The sequence below is a fragment of the Chryseobacterium oleae genome (genome assembly GCF_900115055.1).
GTDB classification, from domain to species: domain Bacteria; phylum Bacteroidota; class Bacteroidia; order Flavobacteriales; family Weeksellaceae; genus Chryseobacterium; species Chryseobacterium oleae.
Map to the genome: position 1 here is coordinate 16043 of NZ_FOVD01000009.1, position 22008 is coordinate 38050.

Sequence of the window (22008 nt, forward strand, 5' to 3'; positions counted from 1 at the left end):
ACACATTATTATTTACTATTAAATATTTAACAAAAGCGTCCTAAAAATAAATAGGATGCTTATTTATTAACAACGAACGGGATAGGATCCACTTCTACATTTTGGCCTGGATCTTATGTAAACACATTCACTGCATGCATCACTGTTGTTGGAGCAGCATTTATAATTCCCTCCTTCATTATCTTCTCCTGTGAATCCTCCTTCAATAATCTTCAGATCTTTTCTTGAAAGTTTTATTAAATTTTTCATAACAATGTTTTTTTAATTATTCGTCATTATTAACATACTCAAAACTAAAAACAAAAATCAAAACAAAGTGAAATAAACCATGTAATTTTCAGGTAACTTTCTTGCAAAATCATTACATTTCTTTTACATATTTATGTGAAGATCCATAAAAACTTTTTTAAAAAAAACCTCTTTTAATTTATCCTTTTTCATCTCGCTTTTTTAATTCTTAATAGTAAATAATTTTGGTAATTAAAGGACACTATTAATATTTTTAAAGCTAAAACAAAAATTAAATCAAAATGAAATAAGGTGTATAATTATCAGACCATTTTTCTTGCAAAATAAATATCAGTTTTCCATTTTTGTGTGAAAACACAAAAACAATGCAACAGGAAAAACTGAGAAAATTAAGGATACAAAAAGGTATATCCCAGGAAAAAATAGCTGAGATACTATCCACAGATCCGTCTAACTATTCCCGTAAAGAAAGAGGAAAAATAAAAATTCGTGAGGAAGAGTGGTATAAAATAGCTGAAGCTCTTGGTGTTCCTGTTGAAGATATTAAAGAACATGAAATCAAATTCTCTGCTCATCATGAACATTCAACTTTTCACGATGATTGTGGAATTTATTATCAGTCTTTAGTAGATAACCTTAACGATTATATCAGTTTTCTTAAACAGGAAATTAACGAATTAAAAGAAGAAATTAAAACTTTAAGATCCCAATAATCATATATGATCTACTTCTAAAAGAAAATACCAAAGGTTTCTATTGATGCAGATCCTTTTTATTTATTTCATTAATCATTTCCCACCGTATTATTTATTTTATCAATTGAAATTAAAAACTTATTTTTGGGAAATTTGAAATTTGATTATATGAAGACTAAACATCCTAAAGGCCTGCCCTTCCTCTTTTTCACAGAAATGTGGGAGCGTTTCGGGTACTATCTGATTCTTGGAATCTTTGTCCTGTATGTTATTGAACCTACCGGAATGAGTGGCGGACTTGGACTTCCGGATAAAACAGCTGACGATATTTTCGGAACCTACATCGCTTTGACCTATTTAACGCCCTTCCTTGGGGGATTTCTGGCGGACAGAGTTTTAGGATATATCAAATCTATTTATCTGGGCGGAATTTTGATGGCCGCCGGATATATCGGAATGGGGGTTTTCAAAGAACTTCCTCTTTTTTATGGTTCACTGGCATTAATTATCATTGGAAACGGTTTCTTTAAACCTACTATTTCCACGTTGTTAGGAAACCTTTATTCTGAAGAACCTTACAAAGCTAATAAAGACTCCGGATACAATATTTTCTATATGGGAATCAATATCGGGGCGTTTATCTGTAATATTATTGCGGCTTTCATGCGTAATAAATTCGGATGGGGTGAAGCCTTCATCACTGCCGGTGTAGGAATGCTGGTAGGTCTGGTGATCTTTACGATCGGAAGAAAACACTACATTCATGCAGCACAGATGAAACCCGTTGAAGAAGGAGACACTAAGCTTTCTGAAATTTTAATTAAAGTTTTTGTCCCTGCAATTGCCATTGGAGCTATCGGTTGGTTTGTTCCCGGAAATATCTTTGGAAGCGACAGTACAGATGCTTTTATTTTCGCGTGTGCTCCTGTGATTTACTTCTATGCTTCATTATACTTTAAAGCTAAGCCGGAAGAAAAACCTTCAATCGGGGCTTTGCTTTCCGTATTCCTGATCAGTATGTTCTTCTGGGCAGTGTTCAAACAGAACGGTACAGCGCTTACAAGATGGGCCAATTATTATACGGACAGAAGTGTTCCTGCCTCTCTGGAAAAACCTCTTGAGGACATCTATATGGTGGAGGGAAAGAGCTATGAAGACAAAGAAGTTCCGGTATACGATAACCAGTTCCAGTCTCAAAAAGACAAAGACGGAAAAAGCATCAAAGAAACCGGAAAAGATATCTATTTCAAAAATATTACCCCTGAGCAGCGTGCAGCTCTGGAAAGAAATCCTGAATCTAAAGTCTACTTATACAACACGGAATTATTCCAGTCTATCAATCCATTCTGGGTGATTGCGCTGACTCCTGTAGTCGTAGGATTCTGGGCCTTGTTGAGAAGAAAAGGAAAAGAACCGCTTACGCCTACCAAAATTGTATTGGGATTATTCATCTCCGGATTGTCATGTTTAGTGATGGTTCTCGCCGTTATGGCCGGGGATAATGGTGCTGTAAAAGTTTCCCCGCTTTGGCTGGTGGCCGGCTATGGAGTCATTACCATCGGTGAATTATGCCTTTCTCCAATGGGACTTTCTTTTGTATCCAAACTTTCACCTGCAAGAATTACTGCATTGATGATGGGAGGTTTCTTCCTGGCCAACTCTGTAGGAAACAAACTTTCAGGAATCCTTGCAAGTACATGGTACAGTTATGACAACAAAATGAATTACTTCCTGGTGAACTTTGCTTTGTTAATATTTGCGACACTTTTAGGGCTGTCTATGTTAAAAAGATTAAACAAGATCATGAAGGAAAAAGGGCACTAATCCCTGTTTATCATAAAGAATATCAAGCTGCAGAATCACTCTGCAGCTTTTTTATTTAAATATAAAATTAAAACCTTGCCAAAAACTCAAAAAAAACTATATTTGTCAGTCTTAACAAAAATTAACAATAGAATGGATAATATTGAAGCATTAAGTCCGAAACCGGATGAATTTGTAGAGAATAAGAATTCAAGGCATCCAAAAGGATTGTGGGTTCTTTTCGGAACAGAAATGTGGGAGCGTTTCAACTTTTATGGGATGAGAGCACTTTTGACGCTCTTTATGGTAAATTCCTTATTAATAAAAGAGGCTGATGCGGCAATCATTTACGGTGGATTTTTAGCTTTATGTTATTTAACACCTCTTTTGGGAGGATTTATTGCAGATAAATATATCGGAAACAGAAATGCCATCTTAATCGGTGGATCTCTAATGGCAATCGGTCAGTTTCTATTATTTATCAGTGCCTCTACTTTCTCTGCCGATCTGGGCAGTTCCAAAATGATCATGTGGCTGGCGTTATTCGTTATCATTTTCGGTAATGGATTCTTCAAGCCTAATATTTCCTCTATGGTGGGAAGTCTTTACCCAAAGCAGGAAAAATCCAAACTGGATTCTGCTTTTACCATTTTCTATATGGGGATCAATATCGGAGCATTCCTTGGACAGTTTATCTGCCCGTACGTAGGAGATGTGAAAGATGCAACGACTGGAGTAAGAGATATTTTTGCTTTCAAATGGGGATTCTTAGCCGCTTCAATTGCGATGGTGATTGGAACCGTAACATTCTTTATCCTTAAAAATAAATATGTGGTAAATCCGGAAGGAAGACCTATCGGTGGCTTACCAAAGAACAATACAAGTGCAGACTTTGAAGAAGGAGAAACTCAGACCGCTAAATTCTCAGGTTTATCTTTAGGGATCACCGGAATTATATTTGTTGTTTTATTCTTCGCTTTCCGATATTTATTGGTCGGAGAATTCGGATTTAAAGCCGTAGAAATGGGTCAGCTGATCAAAGGAATTATTTATCCTTTCATCTATGCAGCCGGTATTTCGCTTGCTTTTCTGATCATGAGTTCTGCAGAAAATAAAATTGAAAGACAGAGAATCTGGGTAATTTATATTGTATCCTTCTTTATCATTTTCTTCTGGGCAGCTTTCGAGCAGGCAGGATCTTCACTAACGTTTATCGCAGATAACCAGACAGACAGAAACATTTTCGGATGGAATATGCCTCCTTCAATGGTTCAGATTTTCAACGGTATCTTCGTAGTTCTGTTAGCCGTTCCATTCAGTTTGACATGGGATAAATTAAGAACAAAAGGAAGAGAGCCCGTTTCACCTTTCAAGCAGGCAATGGGACTAGCATTGATCGCTCTTTCTTACTTCATTATTGCACATAACGTAAAAGACCTTGGAAATTCAGGATTATTAGCTATCAAATGGTTAATGCTTCTTTATTTCATCCAGACTTGTGGTGAACTTTGTTTATCTCCAATCGGTCTTTCATTGGTAGGAAAACTTGCTCCAAAAAGATTTGCATCATTATTATACGGAGTATTCTTTATTTCCAATGCTGCAGGTTATGCTTTGGCAGGTTCATTGGGAGCGCTTATCCCGGCTACAGGTGATAAATTCACAAAAGCAAAAGAAATAGGCGTAAACCTTCAGGACGTTTTAGATAAAAAAGTAACGTTGACTGCTGAACAGACAGCAGCATTTGAGAAAGCTCAGTTACCATTACACAATCCTACATTTGCAGGATTTGAGATCCACAACCTGTTCGAATTCTTTATGGTATTCGTAGTACTTTGTGGTATTGCAGCTGTGATTTTGGGTCTGATCTCTCCAATCTTAAAGAAAATGATGCACGGTGTAAAATAACCGCATCAATAAAATACAACAAAACCTCTGCTAAGTCAGAGGTTTTTTTTATTTTCGTATGATGGAAATTTCCGAAGATTCTTTATTTCAATCCGTAAAGGAAATTATTAGGCAGTCGCGCGAAAAAGTGTTTCGGATAGCGAATTCTACTTTACTGCTTACGTACTGGCAGATCGGGAAACTGATCGTAGAAGATGAACAGCAGGGAAAGGAACGTGCTGAATATGGCAAGCAAACCTTAAAAAATCTTTCTAACAAACTTTCTCTGGAGTTTGGAAAAGGCTTTGATTACACCAATCTTTCCAATATGCGCAAATTTTATACAGCTTTCCCAATTGTTGACACACTGTCTCTACAATTGAGCTGGTCCCATTACAGATTGCTTTTTGGACAGGATGATAAATCAAAAAGAAGCTATTATCTTAATGAAGCTGTACAAAATAACTGGAACGTACGGGATTTAAAAAGACAGATCAATTCACTTGCCTACGAAAGAGTTCTGGAACATAAAAAATCCCCGGCAGAAAATATCCACAGTGTTTTAAAAGACCCTTATATTTTTGAATTCTTAGGATTAACGCCGGATCAAAAGTTTTCTGAAAAAGAAATTGAAACCGCTATCATCGATCATATTCAGAAGTTTCTTTTGGAATTCGGAAAAGGATTTGCTTTTGTGGCCAGACAGCAGCATATTTCTACCGATACTTCAGATTTTTATATCGACCTTGTTTTTTACAATTATATTCTGAAATGCTTTGTCATTATCGACCTTAAAACAGGAGAACTCTCCCACCAGGACATCGGACAAATTGATATGTATGTACGAATGTATGATGATCTAAAACGCGGAGAAGGCGACAATCCAACGATAGGAATTTTACTGTGTTCAGAAAAAGACGAGACTATTGTAAAATATTCCGTTCTGAATGACAAAAACAATCTCTTTGCCAGCAAATACCTCCTCTATCTTCCAAAAGAAGAAGAATTAAAAGAAATCATAGACCAGGACAGAATTCGTTTCGAGCTGGATCAAAACAATAATAAACAACCTTAATTAAAATCAATCATATACGATTATGAGCTTAACTCTAGAAGAAATACAAAATTTTAAAGGAAAATATCCTAAACAGCTTTGGACGCTGTTCACGGTAGAAATGTGGGAGCGTTTTTGTTTTTACGGAATGCGGGGGGTCCTTACCATCTTTATGGTAGATCAACTGGGTTTGTTGGAAGATAAAGCCAATCTACAATATGGAGCAATACAGGCCTTTATCTATGCTTTCACATTCATAGGTGGAATTTTTGCCGATAAAATTCTTGGATTCAAAAAGTCTCTGGTATTCGGAGGACTTATCATGACGGTCGGAAACCTGATCATTGCTTTTTCTCCGCATGACTTCTTCTATTTCGGGATTACCTGTTCGATTATCGGGACAGGATTTTTCAAACCTAACATTTCTTCGATGGTAGGAGAACTTTACAAGGAAGATGATCCGAGAAGAGATGCCGGATACGGACTTTTTTACGCGGGAATTAATATTGGCGGACTTTTAGGAGGAGCGCTTTGTGTTTATCTCGGAAAATACCATTCGTGGTCATGGTGCTTCCTGGCAGCAGCTATTGTAATGCTTTTGGGTTTAATCACCTTTTTCGCTACCAAAAAATCACTGGGACCTATTGGAGATTCGCCGTTACAGGTACTTCCACAGTCTAAAAGAACTTTACGTGAAGTCATGGTATATATTGGTGCATTGCTAAGTATGCCTCTTATTTTTATTATGGTTAAAAATACTGATTACACAGACTATTTCATGTATTTAATCGGTATTGCGGCTGTAGGCTATTTTATTATTGAAACCTTGAAACAGACAACGCCTTATCAAAAGAAGCTTGTTGCTGCTTTCATCTTTATCTTCATGTACTTCCTGTTCAATTCGATCTACGAACAAAGTGGGGGATCTCTGTCTTTATTTGCAAAAGACAATCTGGTTCACAATCTGCTAGGCTTTGGGATGGATCCGAATATCATTAACAACAGTGCCAATTCTTTTTTCATCATCCTTTTCAGTCCGCTTATTGGTCTGGCATGGGTTGCTTTAAATAAAAAGAAGCTGGAACCTAATACGATTAATAAGTTTGGAATTGGATTTTTATTCCTTGCCGGAGGTTTCTTTCTGTTTTACAGCTTAAGATATTTCGCAGGTGCAGACGGGAAATCTTCTCTTAATTTATTTACGTTCACATGGTTGGTGATCACATTCGGTGAATTGTGTCTGGGACCTATCGGAATGTCTATTATTACGAAATTATCTCCAAAGAAAATGTTCGGGATGATGATGGGATTATGGTTTCTGGCCAGTGCTTTCGGACAGTTTGCTGCAGGAAAAATCGGAGCAAGTTTATCTGAAGCCAATACAGGAAATACCAATATGAGTAAACTTATCGCGTATACCGATGGATACAAAACTCTGGGAATCTATGCCTTAATTGCCGGTGTGGTACTAATTTTGCTATCCTCGTTCGTAAGAAAATTAATGCAAGATGTAAAATAGAATAAGCAAGATTATGCTTATTTTTACGTAAATATCAAATTATGAAAAAAATTATAAGCATATTTCTTCTTTTTATAGTAAGTTTCAGTTTTGCTCAGGTAAAATGGATGACTATTGAAGAAGCTTTAAAAGCTCAGAAAGAAAATCCAAAAAAAATCCTGATCGATTTTTATGCAGACTGGTGCGGCCCGTGCAAGATTATGGATAAAAAAACATATGGTCATGCGATCATTGCCCAGTTTTTAAATGAAAATTATTATCCTGTGAAGTTTAATGCTGAAGAAAAACAATCTATTGATGTTTTCGGAAGAACATTTTCCAATGATAATACAGAACATAAAAAAGGAAAAAATTCTCTTCACGAATTTACCCAATATATGAATGTAGGTGCTGTTCCAAGTACAGTGTTTCTGGACGAAAAAGGCGGCCCGATCACCATTCTACAGGGAGAATTATCTGCTAAAGAACTTGAACCTTATCTGGAATTTATCTCTAAAGATCTCTTCAAAAAGATCCGTTCCAGGGAGCAGTGGGAAGATTATCAGAAAAAATTCAAATCTAAAATCAAAGATTAGACTAAACCTCAAAGGTTTTTTAAATAAATAAGGCTTTCAGAGTGATCTGGAAGCCTTTTTTCATGCTTATATTTTAATGCTTTAGATTAGAAGTTGGAAGTTACTTTTAGTTATTAATTTTAACTGTTCTCAAAAATTTGATCACGTAATCATGTAGTAATTCTTTCGGCTGTAAGTGACTTACATCTTCCATCTCCCATCTTCAAACTTCCCGACCTCATTAACAGGGTTTTCACCCTGTAAATTCAATCAAAACCCTCAACGTATTACTTTAATAAATGCTAACCTTTGTTGAAGAGTTAAGGAATACTCTTAAAATTTATTTAACCAAAAACAAAGACATCATGAAAAATCTAAACATTCTGAAATTGATTCTATTCATTGGTATGTATCAATTTTCAACCGCACAAAAAGTAGAAACCGTTTCTTCAGTGAGCAGCTCAAAGGCTATGAGACCATCAAAGATGGAGAAGACAGATACTCCTATCGCCCAATATATGGATGGAACGATGACATTTTCAATGGCAAAAGAAGCGCTTCAAAAAGCTGTACAGGCCGCAGTAGCAGGTTTCAATCCTAATATTACTGTAGAAGATATTAAAATTGCAAAATCTAATATTGACACCTACTATTTAGGGATAGTGGCACTTAATAATTCTATGGAAAAAGCGACCATATTCCTACCGTTGGGTAATATCGGAACTTCTCCCGATTACTATTTTGTTCCCGGTCCCGGTCATGTTGTTACCTGTATAAACATCGTAGGCTGCCCGAATAACTGCTCTATTGTAAAATTCGGTGACCAAAATCAATTGACGGGCTGTAATTGCGGCGGATTTAATCCAGGTGGATTACCTGCAAACGGAAATACTTCTACCGTAGGATGTAATTTTAAGATCAACAAATATATTTTAGAAAAGGAATTATCTTTGGCAATACAGATAAAAATCGCTGCTTTTCAGGAATAATACACCTTTGAAAAAGCCATTATCACCACAAAAAACCTCTTAATTTTTTTTGAGAGGTTTTTATTTATACTAAGTTTTAACGATATTCGCGTTTGTAAAATAATCATCTGGAACTTAGCACATCCATAGAATACGTCAAAGGAATTGGTCCTGACAGAGCCAAACTCATCAAAAGTGTGTTGGGGCTCTCCACTGTAGATGACCTTCTGAGCTTCTACCCTATCCGCTATCTGGATAAGAGTAAGGTATTTAAAATTTCCCAGCTCGAGGAAAGCAGTATTGAAATACAGCTGAAAGGAAGAATTACGCAGGTACAGGAGGTTCAGACCGGAAAAACGAAAAGGCTTTCCGCGAAATTCAATGATGATACGGGAACAATGGATCTGGTTTGGTTCCAGTATTCAAAGTGGCTGAAAGAGCAGCTCCCGATCAACCGTGAAGTGTATATTTTCGGAAAAATCAATGTGTTCAACCGTCAGTTTTCCATGCCACATCCTGAAATAGAAGTGGAGGAAAAAAAAGAAGGTGACAACCGATTGAAACCCATATACCCAAGTTCCGAAAAGCTTACTAAAAGAGGCCTGAACCAAAGATTTTTTCAGGTTGTTTTAAGGAACATCTGCAAAGAGATTCCTAATCTGGTAGAAGAAAACTTTCCGGATTATCTGACAAAAGCATTTAAATTTTTATCAAGACAGCATACTTATTTAAATATCCATTTCCCAAAGGATATGGAGCATTATGAAAAGGCTGATAACAGGCTGAAATTTGAGGAATCCTTCTTTTTTCAGTTAGGATTTGCCTTGAAAAAGTTACATCACAAAAGCCATTCTCCCGGAAATCCGTTTCCGGTTATAGGTGATCACTTTAATAATTTCTACAATCATCATATTCCTTTTGATCTTACCAATGCCCAGAAAAGAGTTTTAAAGGAAATCCGTCTGGATATGAAAAGACCTATCCAGATGAACAGGCTTTTGCAGGGCGATGTAGGATCGGGAAAAACAATGGTTGCCTTGCTTACCATGCTCATCGCGATGGACAATGGTTTTCAGAGCTGCATAATGGCTCCGACCGAAATTCTGGCCCAACAGCATTACAACGGCATCAAAGATCTTTTGGAAGCGACGGATATCAACGTGCGTCTTCTGACCGGCTCCACCAAAACTTCGGAAAGAAAGATCATTCATGAAGAACTTGAAAACGGAATTCTTTCTATATTGGTAGGAACGCATGCTGTATTGGAAGATAAAGTGAAATTCAAAAACCTGGGACTGGCCATCATTGATGAGCAGCACAGATTCGGTGTGGCACAAAGAGCGAAATTATGGGCTAAAAATAAAATTCCACCACATATTCTGGTGATGACGGCAACCCCTATTCCCAGAACGCTGGCCATGAGCTTTTATTCTGATCTGGATGTCTCCGTAATCGATGAAATGCCGATAGGAAGAAAACCGATTATCACAGCCCACAGGCGTGAAAAAGACAGAGATTATGTGTATAATTTCTGCCGGGATGAGATTAAAAAAGGAAGACAGGTCTATTTTGTATATCCATTGATCGAAGAATCTGAAACGCTGGATTATAAAAATCTGATGGAAGGTCTCGACCATATCATGACTGCGTTCTCCGACTACAATACTACGATGCTCCACGGAAAAATGAAACCTGCTGAAAAAGATGCCGCAATGAATTATTTCGCATCCGGAAAATCGGAAATTATGGTCGCTACGACCGTCATTGAAGTGGGTGTGAATGTTCCGAATGCTTCTGTAATGGTGATTGAAAGTTCAGAAAGATTCGGTCTTTCCCAGCTTCACCAGTTGCGCGGCCGCGTAGGAAGAGGCGCAGAACAGAGCTACTGTATCCTGATGACTTCCGATAAATTGTCTAAGGAGAGCAGAACCCGTATCAAGACGATGACGGAAACCAATGATGGATTTAAAATTTCAGAGGTGGATATGCAGCTCAGAGGTCCCGGAGATATTCTGGGTACGCAGCAGAGCGGTGTTGTAGATTTCAAAAGACTGGATCTGGTGAATGATTCCGCGATTATTAAAACCACAAAAAATACGGTTGACAAAATTCTGGAAGCAGATCCGCATCTGGCCAATCCGGACAATCTGATCATCAAAAACTACTACCTGAGATACTACAAAGGAAAAAATAAGTGGAGTAAAATTTCATAAAAAAACCGCGAAAAGAAATCTTTCCGCGGCCCCCTTATAAAACTGTTATTTAGAAGAAATTACTTTTGGTCTGTTTAAAAAATTTATTTTAATAGCAAGAACTAATATCTTGTGATTTGGTGTGAAAATATTTATATACTACTTGAATTTTTTCAGCTCAGACTATTAAAATAAATTAAAAAAACAAAATGAATTATTTTTCCAACTTGCTTATTATAAAAACTAACTGTTCAGGTTGAAGGAAGTGGGAATGAAACGAATAAATACCCTTCAACTTTCTTAAGTTTTCATGATTGTACCGTTTTGTTTAAAGATCTTCTATGCTTTATAGTTGGAAATGAACATAATTCATTTTGTTAAAACTAACATTGTGATTTATATTTTTATTTCTAATGAAATAATCTATTCTCTACCATCCACTGCTTTTTTATATAGCTAATTTGTGTTGCAATGTTTACTTGTACAAAGTTGCTGATATTGCCTGGATTTCTCCTTATATGATTTTAATTATTAGTTATACAATTTTCACCTTTCTGTGAATAGTATGCTTTAAATACAAAGTCTTCATTCATAATTAAAAATCTTTAAAGTCTCTATTCATCACACTTTCATAATGAAATTATCTTTATTGAGTCCTGATGTATGATACTGCCAGTTGATAGTAATAATTTCTGTAAGCGCTTTTTTAAGGCCTTCATAAGTTTCAGGTTTTTTCATAAAAATATTTACGCCGTTTACAAAGACCTCCTCTATTTCAGCTTCTGAAATCTGATCAGCATAAACCGCAATAGTTATATTACTGAACTTGGGATCTTCCTTGATTTCTTCCAGACACTCCTGAAATTTTTTTCCCGGAATATCATATTTAATGAAAACTATTTCCGGAACAATAGCTCCGCAGCTGTTCAGATATTTCATAAGATCCTCACCGTTTGAGAAACACTGGGACTTTACGCCTATCTTTAAACCTTTGAAAATATTTTTAAAGAATATTATATTGCCCTCGTCATCATCTGCTGCCAGTATATTTAAATATTCTTTATTCATACAACATTGTAGAATTTATAGCCATGCTTTGAATCTTTCGTCTTTTGGTAATAATTTTCTGAAATTGAGACGGTGTAATCCCGGTTGTATTTTTGAACTGGGTACTCAAATGCGCCACACTGGAATAATTCAGTTTATGGGCAATTTCCGTAAGACTTTGCTTCTTATTTAGGATCAGTTCCTTGGCATACTCGATTTTCTGCAGGATAATAAAGTTTTCTATAGATGTAAAAGCAACCTCTGAAAAAAGATTGGAAAGATATCCATAACTGTGGTTCAGTTTCTCAGCAATATAAATAGAAGCTTTCACGGGAACTGCGTTTTCAGAAAAAACAAGCTCTACGATAGCATCCTTTATTTTCTGTACCAAAGCCGTCTTTTGGCTTTCAATAATCTCTATGCCGTAATCTTTAAGGTTCTTCTTAAAAAGATTATGCTGCTCCTGAGTAATGGGTTCATAGAACTCCACTTCCCCAAAGTTCAGCAGGCGGTATTTCAGCCCGTGCTCTTTTAGTTTCTCATCCAACACTTTCTTACAGAGAGCGTTGAAATCAAATTTTACGTACATTTTCATCCTGGTATAAGTGTGTCAAATTTCGAAGTAAATATAATAATTTATTTCATTTAAAAGTGAAATAGGTCTGAATATTTTTAACATAATGTATAAAAACAAAAAACTCCTGCATTATGAATACAGGAATTTAAACACTAAGGATGAAAAAAATATACTGATAAAAAGCTACTGTAGCTCAAAACCAAGCATATGAATGTATTATTGAAAGTGATTTGGTTCTGATACAAAGATGAACCAAAAAGAAACATCACATGTTATAGAATTAAAATTAAATGTTACACAATTTTAAGTCATTCAATTGTGAATTAAGAACTCCATAAGATAGTCGTCCATCACATATCCACGCCCTATATCAAAGACTCCATCATCGTAAACCGTATATCCCTGAGACTCATAGAAGTTTCGGGCAGCATTGTTTTTATTCACATTCAGGATGATTCTTTTGTCTCCGTTTTCAGATACTTTACCGTTCAAAAACTGTAATGCGCCTTTTCCAAAACCTTTTCCTTTGCTTTCCGGAACCAGATAAATACGGTGAAGTTTTGTAGTCTCTTCTTCATAATGATGCTGGTATCCGATAAAGCCTTCATAAGAGCCGGTGCTTTCGTCCTGAATCATATAATAATGATAATCCGGATTCCGGAGATGGCTTCCGATTTCAGCTTCGGAATACATCTCTGAAAGCATATATTCCATCTGTTCGTCTGAAAGAATGTCTGCATAAGCATTTTCCCAGGACCTTCTCGCCAGATCCTGAATAAGGGGAATGTCTTTTTCTGTTGCTTTTAGTAATTTCATAATTTTTATGATTAAAAAAAGTGAAAAGCCGGAACTTTTCACCTGTTATTTTTTTACGTTAATGGTCAATTTTGCTTCGCAAGTGAATAGTCAATTTTTTAACCGTCATTTAAAAATTCACGATTGACAATTGACAATTCACATTTTCTCCATTCACATTTTTTAAATCTTTTCCATCTCAGCTTTGATCTTCGCATACAATCCTTCTGAAGCAGGAACTAATGGAAGTCTCAGATAGTTTTTAATGATTCCTTTTTCTGTAAGGATTACTTTAATTCCGCAAGGGTTTCCTTCTGCGAAAATCAATCTTGTGATGTCTACCAGTTTATTGTGGATTTCATAAGCTTCTTTCACTTTTCCTTCAAAGGCAAGCTGAACCATGGTAGAAAATTCCTTCGGATATCCCTGCCCGATTACGGAAATCACACCGTTTCCACCCGCTAAAGTAACAGGAAGTGTGTATTCATCATCACCGGAAACCAGTGAAAATCCTTCAGGCTTCTTTCTTAAGATATCGAAATACTGAAGAATGTTCGGTGCCGCTTCTTTGATCATGAATAAATTCGGGAATTCCTTTGCAAGACGGATGGTAGTATCTGCTTCAACATTCTGCCCTGTTCTGGACGGAACGTTGTAGATAATAATATTTTTACCGGTAGCAGCAAGCGCTTTATAATGCTGATAAAGTCCTTCCTGATTAGGTTTGTTATAATATGGAGACACAGAAAGTACCGCATCAAATGCAGAAAGATCTGCATCTTCTATCTGTTTCTTTACTTCCAGAGTATTATTTCCGCCAATTCCTAAAACCAAAGGAAGACGTTTATTATTAACCTTAATGATATGCTCAATCACCTGTTTCTTCTCCTCTTCAGAAAGCGTTGCAGCTTCCGCTGTAGTTCCTAAAACAACTAAATAATTGGTTCCGTTTTCGATATTATACTCAACTAGTTTTGTTAAACTGTCGAAATCAACGGATAAATCTTCATTAAAGGGCGTTACCAACGCAACACCTACTCCTTTTAAAATGCTCATCTGTTAGAATTATTTTTGCCAAATTTAATAATTTACGATAAGAATTTATAATAAATAATAATGTTTTATTCTACATATAATTATATTTGCATATACTAAAAGATATTATGGCATCGCGATGACCGAAGTTGTTGATCAAAGCACTATGGTACCGGCGATTACATACGACCTTTAAAAATAAATTTGCAACATATGAAAAATAAATTCTTGTTACTAGGAATTGCTCTGGCTTCCCTTACTGCCTGCAAGACAGCTTCTACGCTGCAGCTGGCGGAAGTAAAGACCCAGAAGAATATTTCTATTAATAATGAGCTGAAAAATGATGAGGAGTTTGTAAAAATTATCGAACCTTACAAGCAGAAACTGGATAAAGAGATGAATCAGAAGATCTCCCACACCAGCATAGATCTTACCAAACAGGGCGATAACTCTAATCTGGGCAGTCTTTTAGCTGACTATACCTTCGAAGGTGCAGATGCCTGGACGAAAAAAAATCTTCAGAAAAATGTAGATGCCGCTCTGATCAACATCGGAGGAATCCGTACTACCATCGGGAAAGGAGATATTTTCCTGAAAAACGTTTTTGAAGTAATGCCTTTTGAAAATGAAGTGATCATTGTAAAAATGAAAGGATCAGACCTTCAGGGCCTTTTTGATTATTATGCAAAAACTCAGGTGAACAATCCTGTTTCCCATTTATACATTGAAACCAATAACGGACAGCTTACCAAATCTCTGATCAACGGAAAACCTGTAGATCCTTCCAGGGATTATTACATCGCGACTTCAGATTATCTGGCGCTGGGCGGTGACAACATGAAATTCTTTTCCAAAGGGGAATCTATTTCTACAGGAATCAGACTGAGAGATCTTTTCATTGAGTATTTCAGGAAAAATTCTGAAGTGGTTCCGAATACAGATGTTCGTTTAAATTTTATCGGTAAGAAATAATGGATAGAAAAAGTTTTTTAAAAGTAATAGGCGGTGGATCTTTAGCAGCAGCTTTAGCTCCCAATATGATGATGGCAGAAGAATTGAAACTCAATCCTTTTACTTCTGCGAATAAACTCACCATTCTTCATACCAACGACCAGCACAGCAGAATAGAACCTTTTGACGCCAGCTATACCCGAAATCCCAATCAGGGAGGATTTGCGAGAAGAGCAAGTCTGATCCAGCAGATCAGAAGTCAGGAAAGCAATGTGCTTCTTCTGGATTCCGGAGATATTTTTCAGGGAACACCTTATTTCAATTTCTTCGGCGGTGAACTGGAATTCAAACTGATGTCTATGATGAAATATGACGCTTCCACCATGGGAAATCATGATTTCGACAACAGCCTGGATGGTTTCTTAAAAGTACTTCCTAATGCGAAGTTTCCATTTATCTGTTCAAACTATGATTTTAAGAATACAGTTCTGGACGGTAAAACTTCACCCTACAAGATTTTTAATAAAAACGGAATCAAAGTTGGCATTTTCGGAGTAGGTATCCAGCTGGATGGCCTTGTGGGCAAAAAGCAGTATGGCGAAACCGTATACTCAGACCCTGTAGAAGTGGCACAACATTATTCCAACTTCCTTAAAAACGAACAAAAATGTGATCTTGTGATTTGCCTTTCACACATCGGCTATGATTATAAAGATGAACCTAATAAAATAAGCGACAAAGTTCTGGCTGCCAAAACAGAAAATATTGATATTATCTTAGGCGGACATACCCACACTTTCTTATCCGAACCACAATCTTTTACCAACAGACAGGGTAAAAACGTACTGGTGAATCAGGTAGGATGGGCCGGTCTTCTTCTGGGCAGAATAGATTTTTACTTTGACGCCAATAAAAACGTAAAGCATATTTCCTGGAATAACCAGGCGATAGACAGCAGTATAACCGTATAATATGAAAAAACTCTCTTTAATCTCTCTGGGTATTTTAGCATCCCTGCAATTCATAGATGCACAGGTCATTTCATCAAAAAAATGGACGGATCTTTTTTCCTATAATAATGTCCTGGCCATGAAGGAGGACAACGGGAAGATAATTGCAGCCACAGAAAACGGACTGTTCTACTATACCATCGCAACCGGAGAAGTGACCAAACTGTCAAAAGCCAATGGTCTACACGATGTCAGCATCACTGCCTTCGACTATAATCCACAGACTAAAGTAGGAGTTATAGGATATGCGAACGGTTCTTTAGATATCGTTACTCCGCAGGAGATTAAATACGTTGTTGATATTCCTATTGCTACCGGCTACAACGGGAGCAAAAAGATCAACCATATTTCTATTACGGGAGATCAGGCAGTAGTATCTGTAGGATATGGCCTGTCTATATTCAATCTGAAAAAACTGGAATTCGGAGATTCTGCCTTCTTTATGAACGGCGGGGTATATGATGCCAGTAACGAAGCAACAATTTTTGGAAACAAAGTCTATTCTGTAACCAATAGTGGTCTGAAAAGTCACGAAATGAACATTACTTTTCCGGTGTTCTCTACATGGACGACGGAAATAGCAGGATCATTTAAACATATTGATGCCGAGGCTTCCTCAATGATCTATTCTTCAGCAACCTCTGCATTCATCTATAATAATGGGACGGGCACCCCGCTTCCTGCTTCTTTTGGAGATATTAAAGATATCGTTTTAACGTCAAACAATATTATCGTAACGGACAGCCGAATTTATACATTTGGCCTAAACGGAATATCCTTAAATGCTGTAAGCTTAGGCGAAGATTGTAATACCGCTATAACAACAGGCAGTGGAAAAATATATGGCGGAACCATATTGTCAGGAATCAAAGACGAAGGAAGTACTACTTATAAACCTTCCGGACCTTATTTAAATTCTGCCTACAAAATCAATCTGTATGATAATAACCAGATGCTGGTATCATCCGGATCCAGGATCAACAGATTTAATCACGTTGCATTAAACCCCAAAAACCCCGGATTTTATTATTTTAACGGATCAGAGTGGATATATTCTTCCTTTTTTGTAGGAAGTACAACCAAGTTCAATGTTCTGGATGCCGTTGTGAACCCTACTGATCCCAACGAAGTTTTCTTTACCAATTATTTAGGAACTGCAGGAGGTGAAGGAGTCTACAGAATGAAGTATAATGCAACCAATAAAGATTTCGAATTTGTGAAATATTATACGGGAACGTTCCGTCCTGTAGGTTTTGCATCAGACAACCAGAATAATCTTTTTGTATCCATTGCATTCAATGGTGGTAATCCAACAATCTGGATTTATGATAAAGCAGCAGATAATTTTCTATTAAAAAAAGTAGTATTAAGCAGCGACGGGATACAAAAGCCTGTCGTTTATGAAAATATGTTATGGGTTCCTCTTCCGAGAACCAATAACTTCCTGGTGTATGACTATAAAAATGCACTGAATCTTTCTGACGATACCGAATATATATTAAAAGATACGAATGGTTTCGCAGGAAATTCCAAAGGAACATTATCGGTAGCATTTGACAAATCCGGAGATGCCTGGATTGGCACCGACAGTGGTTTGAGAATATTACCCAATGCTGCTGCAGAAATAAAAACCCCGGAGCCAAAAGTAGAGCCCATCATCATAGAACAGAGCGGTCTTGGAGAAGAACTTTTCAGAGATGGCCAGATTCTACAGGTAGAAGTAGATGCAGGAAATTACAAATGGGTTTCTGTAGACGGCGGTGGTGTATATTATCTTTCTGCAGACGGTCAGCAGACCATTAAGCATTTTACAAAAGAAAACTCTCCTCTTCCTACCAATTCTGTAACCGATATCAAGGTGGACAAGAAAACAGGAAAGGTCTATTTTGCAACCTTCAACGGAATGGTAGCCTATCAGGGTGATGTAGGTGATGTAACGTCCAACTTCGGAAATGTGGTGGTTTATCCTAATCCTGTAGTCTATTCCAACTTTAAAGGAAAAGTAACGATAAAAGGATTGGCAGAAAAAACAAATATCAGAATTACTGATGCAGCAGGAAATGTCATACACTCTGCAGTAGCCAGAGGAGGTTATTATGAATGGGACCTTACCAATCAGAAAGGAACCAGAGTAGCTTCAGGGATGTATTTCGTACTGATGACCAATGAAGACGGATCGGATAAAGCTACCGCAAAAATAGGTGTGGTTAATTAATGAATTCACAAAACGGATTTTTATTATCATTTATAAAATACGGCGAAAATGATGCAGTTCTGCATTGTTTTACAGAGGAGGATGGCTTTCAGACTTATTTCGTAAAGGGGATTTATTCCAAAAGAAATAAAAAGAAAGCCCTGCTTCAGCCTTTGAGCATGCTCAGCTTTACCATTAATCCCACAAGAGGTAACGGAATCCCTTCCGTTTCAAGGTTTGAATTGGTGAAAAGCCATGATATGTATATGGATATCAAAGCCAATACCGTCATATTTTTCATCTCCGATTTCCTGAATCAGGTTTTAAGACACGAAAATAAAAACCCGGGTCTTTTTTTAAGTATCGATGAATTTATTGATGAACTGAACGGAAAAAATTACCAGTGTCATCTTCTTTTTTTAATTACGATACTCAAAATTCAGGGCGTAGCTCCTTTAATCAACAACGGGCCATATTTAGATCCGGAGACCGGAACGTTTTCTATGGTTTCTACTCATCATCTGTTTACTGAAGAAATTTCAGCCATCTGGAAGACAGCGCTGTACTCTGAAAACCTCTACACAACAAAGATTCCCAACGCTTTAAGAAAAGATTTCCTGGACAGTCTTCTCGTCTACTATCATTATCATATTACAGATTTTAAAATCCCAACATCGCTGGAAGTTATTCAGCAGATCTTTGAGTAGTTTGAGACCCTAAAAGTAACTCCCCTCTCCCCTCTTCCATCTTCCCTCTTCCATCACCCAACTATTCACTCTTCACTTCACCCGGCATTTCCGTTTCAGACTCCGCTATTTCTTTTTTGGAGAATCTCGGTTGTAAGATTTTTGCAATCAGTCCTGTCCATCCCGTTTGGTGGGAAGCTCCTACTCCTCTGCCATTATCACCATGGAAATATTCGTAGAATAAAATATAATCTTTGAAATCCGGATCGGTTTGAAACCTTTCGTATTGGCCATTCACCGGGCGATTTCCGTTTTCATCCTTTAAAAAGATCTTTGATAACCTTTTGCTAAGAGAATCTGCAATTTGATCAAGGTTAGAATAATTTCCGCTTCCCGTAGGATATTCCACCATAAAATCCGGGCTGTAATAGAAGAAAAACCGCTGAAGACTTTCAATAATCAGGAAATTAATCGGAAACCAGATCGGTCCGCGCCAATTACTGTTTCCTCCAAAAAGGCCGCTGTCACTTTCTGCTGGCGTATATTTTACGCAGTAATCCGTTCCGTTTAAGTTTAAGGTGTACGGATTATTTTCATATTCTTTGGACAAAGCCCGAACGCCATAATCACTTAAGAATTCTTCAGGATTAAGCATTCTTTTCAAAAGCCTCTTTAATCTGTGCCCGCGAAGCAATGACAGAAGGTGCTTGGAGTCCTGCCCTTTTACTTCCCATCTCGACACGAGCGACGCCAGTTCCGGCTTATTATCAAGAACCCACTTCATTCTTTTTTTGAAATTGGGAAGCTTTTCGATCATCTCATCATCAATGACCTCAACAGCAAACATCGGAATAAGTCCAACGATGGTACGCAGCCTCAAATACATATGATCACCATCGCTGGAAGCAATGGCATCGTAGAAAAATTCATCTTCCTGGTCCCAAAGACTGAATTCCTCATCACCCATATTATCCAGTGAATTGGCAATAGAAAGGAAGTGCTCAAAAAACTTCATCGCCATTTCTTCGTACACATTATTGTAAAGAGCCAGTTCAAGCGCAATTCTCATCATATTCAGTGCAAACATGGACATCCAGCTTGTTCCGTCCGACTGTTCCAGCTGCTCACCATTCGGAAGCGTTGTGTTCCGGTCAAAAACGCCAATATTATCGAGTCCTAAAAAGCCTCCCTCGAAAATATTATTGCCGTTGCTGTCTTTTTTATTCACCCACCATGTAAAATTCATGAGGAGCTTCTGAAAAGCACTTTCCAGGAATTCAATATCCGGTTTTCCATTGATATATTCATCAATTTTAAATACTCTGAAAACGGCCCAGCCATGCACCGGCGGATTCACATCGCTAAAATTCCATTCATAGGCGGGAAGCTGTCCGTTGGGATGCATATACCATTCAAACAGGAAAAGTTTCAGCTGATGTTTCGCAAAATCAGGATCGATTAATGAGAAGCTGATCGTATGAAACGCCAGATCCCATGTTGCATACCATGGATATTCCCATTTATCGGGCATTGAAATGATATGTTCGTTATTCAGATGTTTCCAGTCGTAATTCCTGATCTTCTCACGGGATTTAGGCGGTGGCATTTCTGCAGGATCACCTTTCAGCCATTTTTCTACATTGTAATGATAAAACATTTTATTCCAGAGCATTCCCGCAAAAGCCTGACGCTGAACCATTTTTTCATCTTCCGTTTTTATTCCCTCCTGAATTTCAGCATAAAACTCATCAGCTTCTTTTTTTCTCAGTTCAAAAAATTCTTCGAAATCGGCAAACGGTTCCTTTAATTCTTTATCCGTCAACCTGAATTCAAAAGTTTTAGATTCTCCACCTTTCAGGATTTCATCAATGAAAAAAGAGGCTTTCGTTCCGGTACCTTTCGGATTTACCGCCTGAGAATTTCCATTAATGACAAAGTCATTGATTCCATCTTTGCAGTATTTTGATTCATTTGCAGATTGATACAGTCTTTCAATATTGGTTTCGTTGTTACAGAACAATGTTTTTGAAGACTGCTTTGCGTAGATATTTTTAATGGTAAGATCTTTATGGCTGATCTCAATACGTTCCGCATCTTCGCTGTCCAATTGTGGTTTATAGTCATCATATCCCCAATTCCATGTATTCCTGAACCAAACCGTTGGTAATATCACAATCGGAGCTTCTTTTTCAGATTTATTGATGACCGTAAGTTTTATCAAAATATCATGTTCGCTTTCTTTGGCATATTCAATAAACAGATCGAAGTATTCATTCTGATCAAAGATTCCTGTATCAATTAATTCATATTCCGGTTCATCCTTGCTTCTTTCAGCGTTGGTTTTTAACAAATCTTCGTATGGAAAAGCATTCTGTGGATATTTGTACAGCATCTTCATGTAAGAATGCGTAGGCGTGGAATCCAGATAGTAGAAATATTCCTTCACATCTTCCCCATGATTTCCTTGTCCGTTGGTCAGGCCAAAGAAACGCTCTTTCACCATTTTATCTTTCTTATTCCAGAATCCTATGGAAAAGACCAGCTTCTGGAGATCATCACAAATTCCACAAATCCCTTCCTCACCCCAACGGTAAGTTTTGGCTTCTGCCGTATCATGATTGGTATAATTCCAGGCATCCCCGTTCGCACTGTAATCTTCACGGACAAGTCCCCATTCGCGGTTGCTGACGTAGGGTCCCCATTTTTTCCATGCGAGGTCTGAAAGTCTTTGTTTTTCGGACATGTGTTTGTTTTTTTGTAAAATTTATTGATGAATAGAGACAAGAATAAAG

General features: G+C 37.3%; 18 protein-coding genes. 12 read left to right on the forward strand and 6 right to left on the reverse strand.

Annotated elements, in window-relative coordinates:
* Positions 1-66: 66 nt before the first annotated feature.
* Entirely contained in the window at positions 67-249 is a 183-nt protein-coding gene (locus BM143_RS23800) for a hypothetical protein (RefSeq protein WP_139222090.1), read from the reverse strand.
* 365 nt (positions 250-614) lie between these two features.
* Between BM143_RS23800 and BM143_RS20935 the strand changes: the two genes are divergently transcribed.
* From BM143_RS20935 to recG, 8 genes are all read left to right on the forward strand, one after another.
* Positions 615-962, forward strand: a complete 348-nt coding sequence (locus BM143_RS20935; RefSeq protein ID WP_090027041.1) for a helix-turn-helix transcriptional regulator — start codon at positions 615-617, stop codon at positions 960-962.
* A gap of 150 nt (positions 963-1112) precedes the next feature.
* A complete protein-coding gene (locus BM143_RS20940) occupies positions 1113-2768 on the forward strand; it encodes a peptide MFS transporter (protein ID WP_090027043.1) in 1656 nt (551 codons plus the stop codon).
* Between the two features lie 132 nt (positions 2769-2900).
* Entirely contained in the window at positions 2901-4655 is a 1755-nt protein-coding gene (locus BM143_RS20945) for a peptide MFS transporter (protein ID WP_090027045.1), read from the forward strand.
* A gap of 61 nt (positions 4656-4716) precedes the next feature.
* Positions 4717-5709, forward strand: a complete 993-nt coding sequence (locus tag BM143_RS20950; RefSeq protein ID WP_317041334.1) for a PDDEXK nuclease domain-containing protein — start codon at positions 4717-4719, stop codon at positions 5707-5709.
* A gap of 22 nt (positions 5710-5731) precedes the next feature.
* Positions 5732-7207: a peptide MFS transporter gene (locus tag BM143_RS20955; RefSeq protein WP_090027049.1), complete on the forward strand. Its 1476-nt coding sequence runs from the start codon at positions 5732-5734 to the stop codon at positions 7205-7207.
* A 41-nt stretch (positions 7208-7248) separates the two neighbouring features.
* Entirely contained in the window at positions 7249-7782 is a 534-nt protein-coding gene (locus BM143_RS20960; protein WP_034727295.1) for a thioredoxin family protein, read from the forward strand.
* A 344-nt stretch (positions 7783-8126) separates the two neighbouring features.
* Positions 8127-8750: a hypothetical protein gene (locus tag BM143_RS20965; RefSeq protein WP_139222091.1), complete on the forward strand. Its 624-nt coding sequence runs from the start codon at positions 8127-8129 to the stop codon at positions 8748-8750.
* A 107-nt stretch (positions 8751-8857) separates the two neighbouring features.
* Positions 8858-10942, forward strand: coding sequence for an ATP-dependent DNA helicase RecG (gene recG / locus BM143_RS20970; protein ID WP_090027053.1), 2085 nt, complete (start codon positions 8858-8860; stop codon positions 10940-10942).
* 600 nt (positions 10943-11542) lie between these two features.
* On the opposite strand, the gene BM143_RS20975 is transcribed toward recG, so the two are convergent.
* The 4 genes from BM143_RS20975 to dapA all read right to left on the reverse strand — a co-directional run bounded on the left by BM143_RS20975 (position 11543) and on the right by dapA (position 14396).
* Entirely contained in the window at positions 11543-11989 is a 447-nt protein-coding gene (locus BM143_RS20975; protein ID WP_090027055.1) for a response regulator, read from the reverse strand.
* Positions 11982-12563 (reverse strand): helix-turn-helix domain-containing protein, encoded by a 582-nt coding sequence (locus tag BM143_RS20980; protein WP_090027057.1) that lies wholly within the window; start codon positions 12561-12563, stop codon positions 11982-11984. Before BM143_RS20980 ends, BM143_RS20975 begins: the two co-directional genes overlap by 8 nt.
* Before the next feature lie 294 nt (positions 12564-12857).
* Complete coding sequence (locus BM143_RS20985; protein ID WP_090027059.1) at positions 12858-13361, reverse strand: GNAT family N-acetyltransferase; 504 nt, start codon at positions 13359-13361, stop codon at positions 12858-12860.
* Between the two features lie 162 nt (positions 13362-13523).
* The gene (gene dapA / locus BM143_RS20990; protein WP_090027061.1) at positions 13524-14396 is read right to left on the reverse strand and encodes a 4-hydroxy-tetrahydrodipicolinate synthase; all 873 of its coding nucleotides are present in this window, start codon (positions 14394-14396) and stop codon (positions 13524-13526) included.
* 192 nt (positions 14397-14588) lie between these two features.
* Between dapA and BM143_RS20995 the strand changes: the two genes are divergently transcribed.
* The 4 genes from BM143_RS20995 to recO are packed head-to-tail and all read left to right on the forward strand — an operon-like array spanning position 14589 to position 19237.
* Complete coding sequence (locus BM143_RS20995; RefSeq protein ID WP_090027063.1) at positions 14589-15347, forward strand: 5'-nucleotidase C-terminal domain-containing protein; 759 nt, start codon at positions 14589-14591, stop codon at positions 15345-15347.
* Positions 15347-16297, forward strand: a complete 951-nt coding sequence (locus BM143_RS21000) for a bifunctional metallophosphatase/5'-nucleotidase (protein WP_034727308.1) — start codon at positions 15347-15349, stop codon at positions 16295-16297. The genes BM143_RS20995 and BM143_RS21000 overlap by 1 nt, the downstream gene beginning before the upstream one ends.
* 1 nt (position 16298) lies before the next feature.
* Positions 16299-18551, forward strand: coding sequence for a type IX secretion system anionic LPS delivery protein PorZ (porZ, locus tag BM143_RS21005; protein WP_185116562.1), 2253 nt, complete (start codon positions 16299-16301; stop codon positions 18549-18551).
* On the forward strand, positions 18551-19237 hold the full coding sequence (recO, locus tag BM143_RS21010; RefSeq protein ID WP_090027065.1) for a DNA repair protein RecO: 687 nt from the start codon (positions 18551-18553) through the stop codon (positions 19235-19237). Before porZ ends, recO begins: the two co-directional genes overlap by 1 nt.
* A gap of 61 nt (positions 19238-19298) precedes the next feature.
* Here the strand turns inward: recO and BM143_RS21015 are convergent, their stop codons facing one another.
* On the reverse strand, positions 19299-21959 hold the full coding sequence (locus tag BM143_RS21015; RefSeq protein WP_090027067.1) for an MGH1-like glycoside hydrolase domain-containing protein: 2661 nt from the start codon (positions 21957-21959) through the stop codon (positions 19299-19301).
* Between the last annotated feature and the right edge of the window lie 49 nt (positions 21960-22008).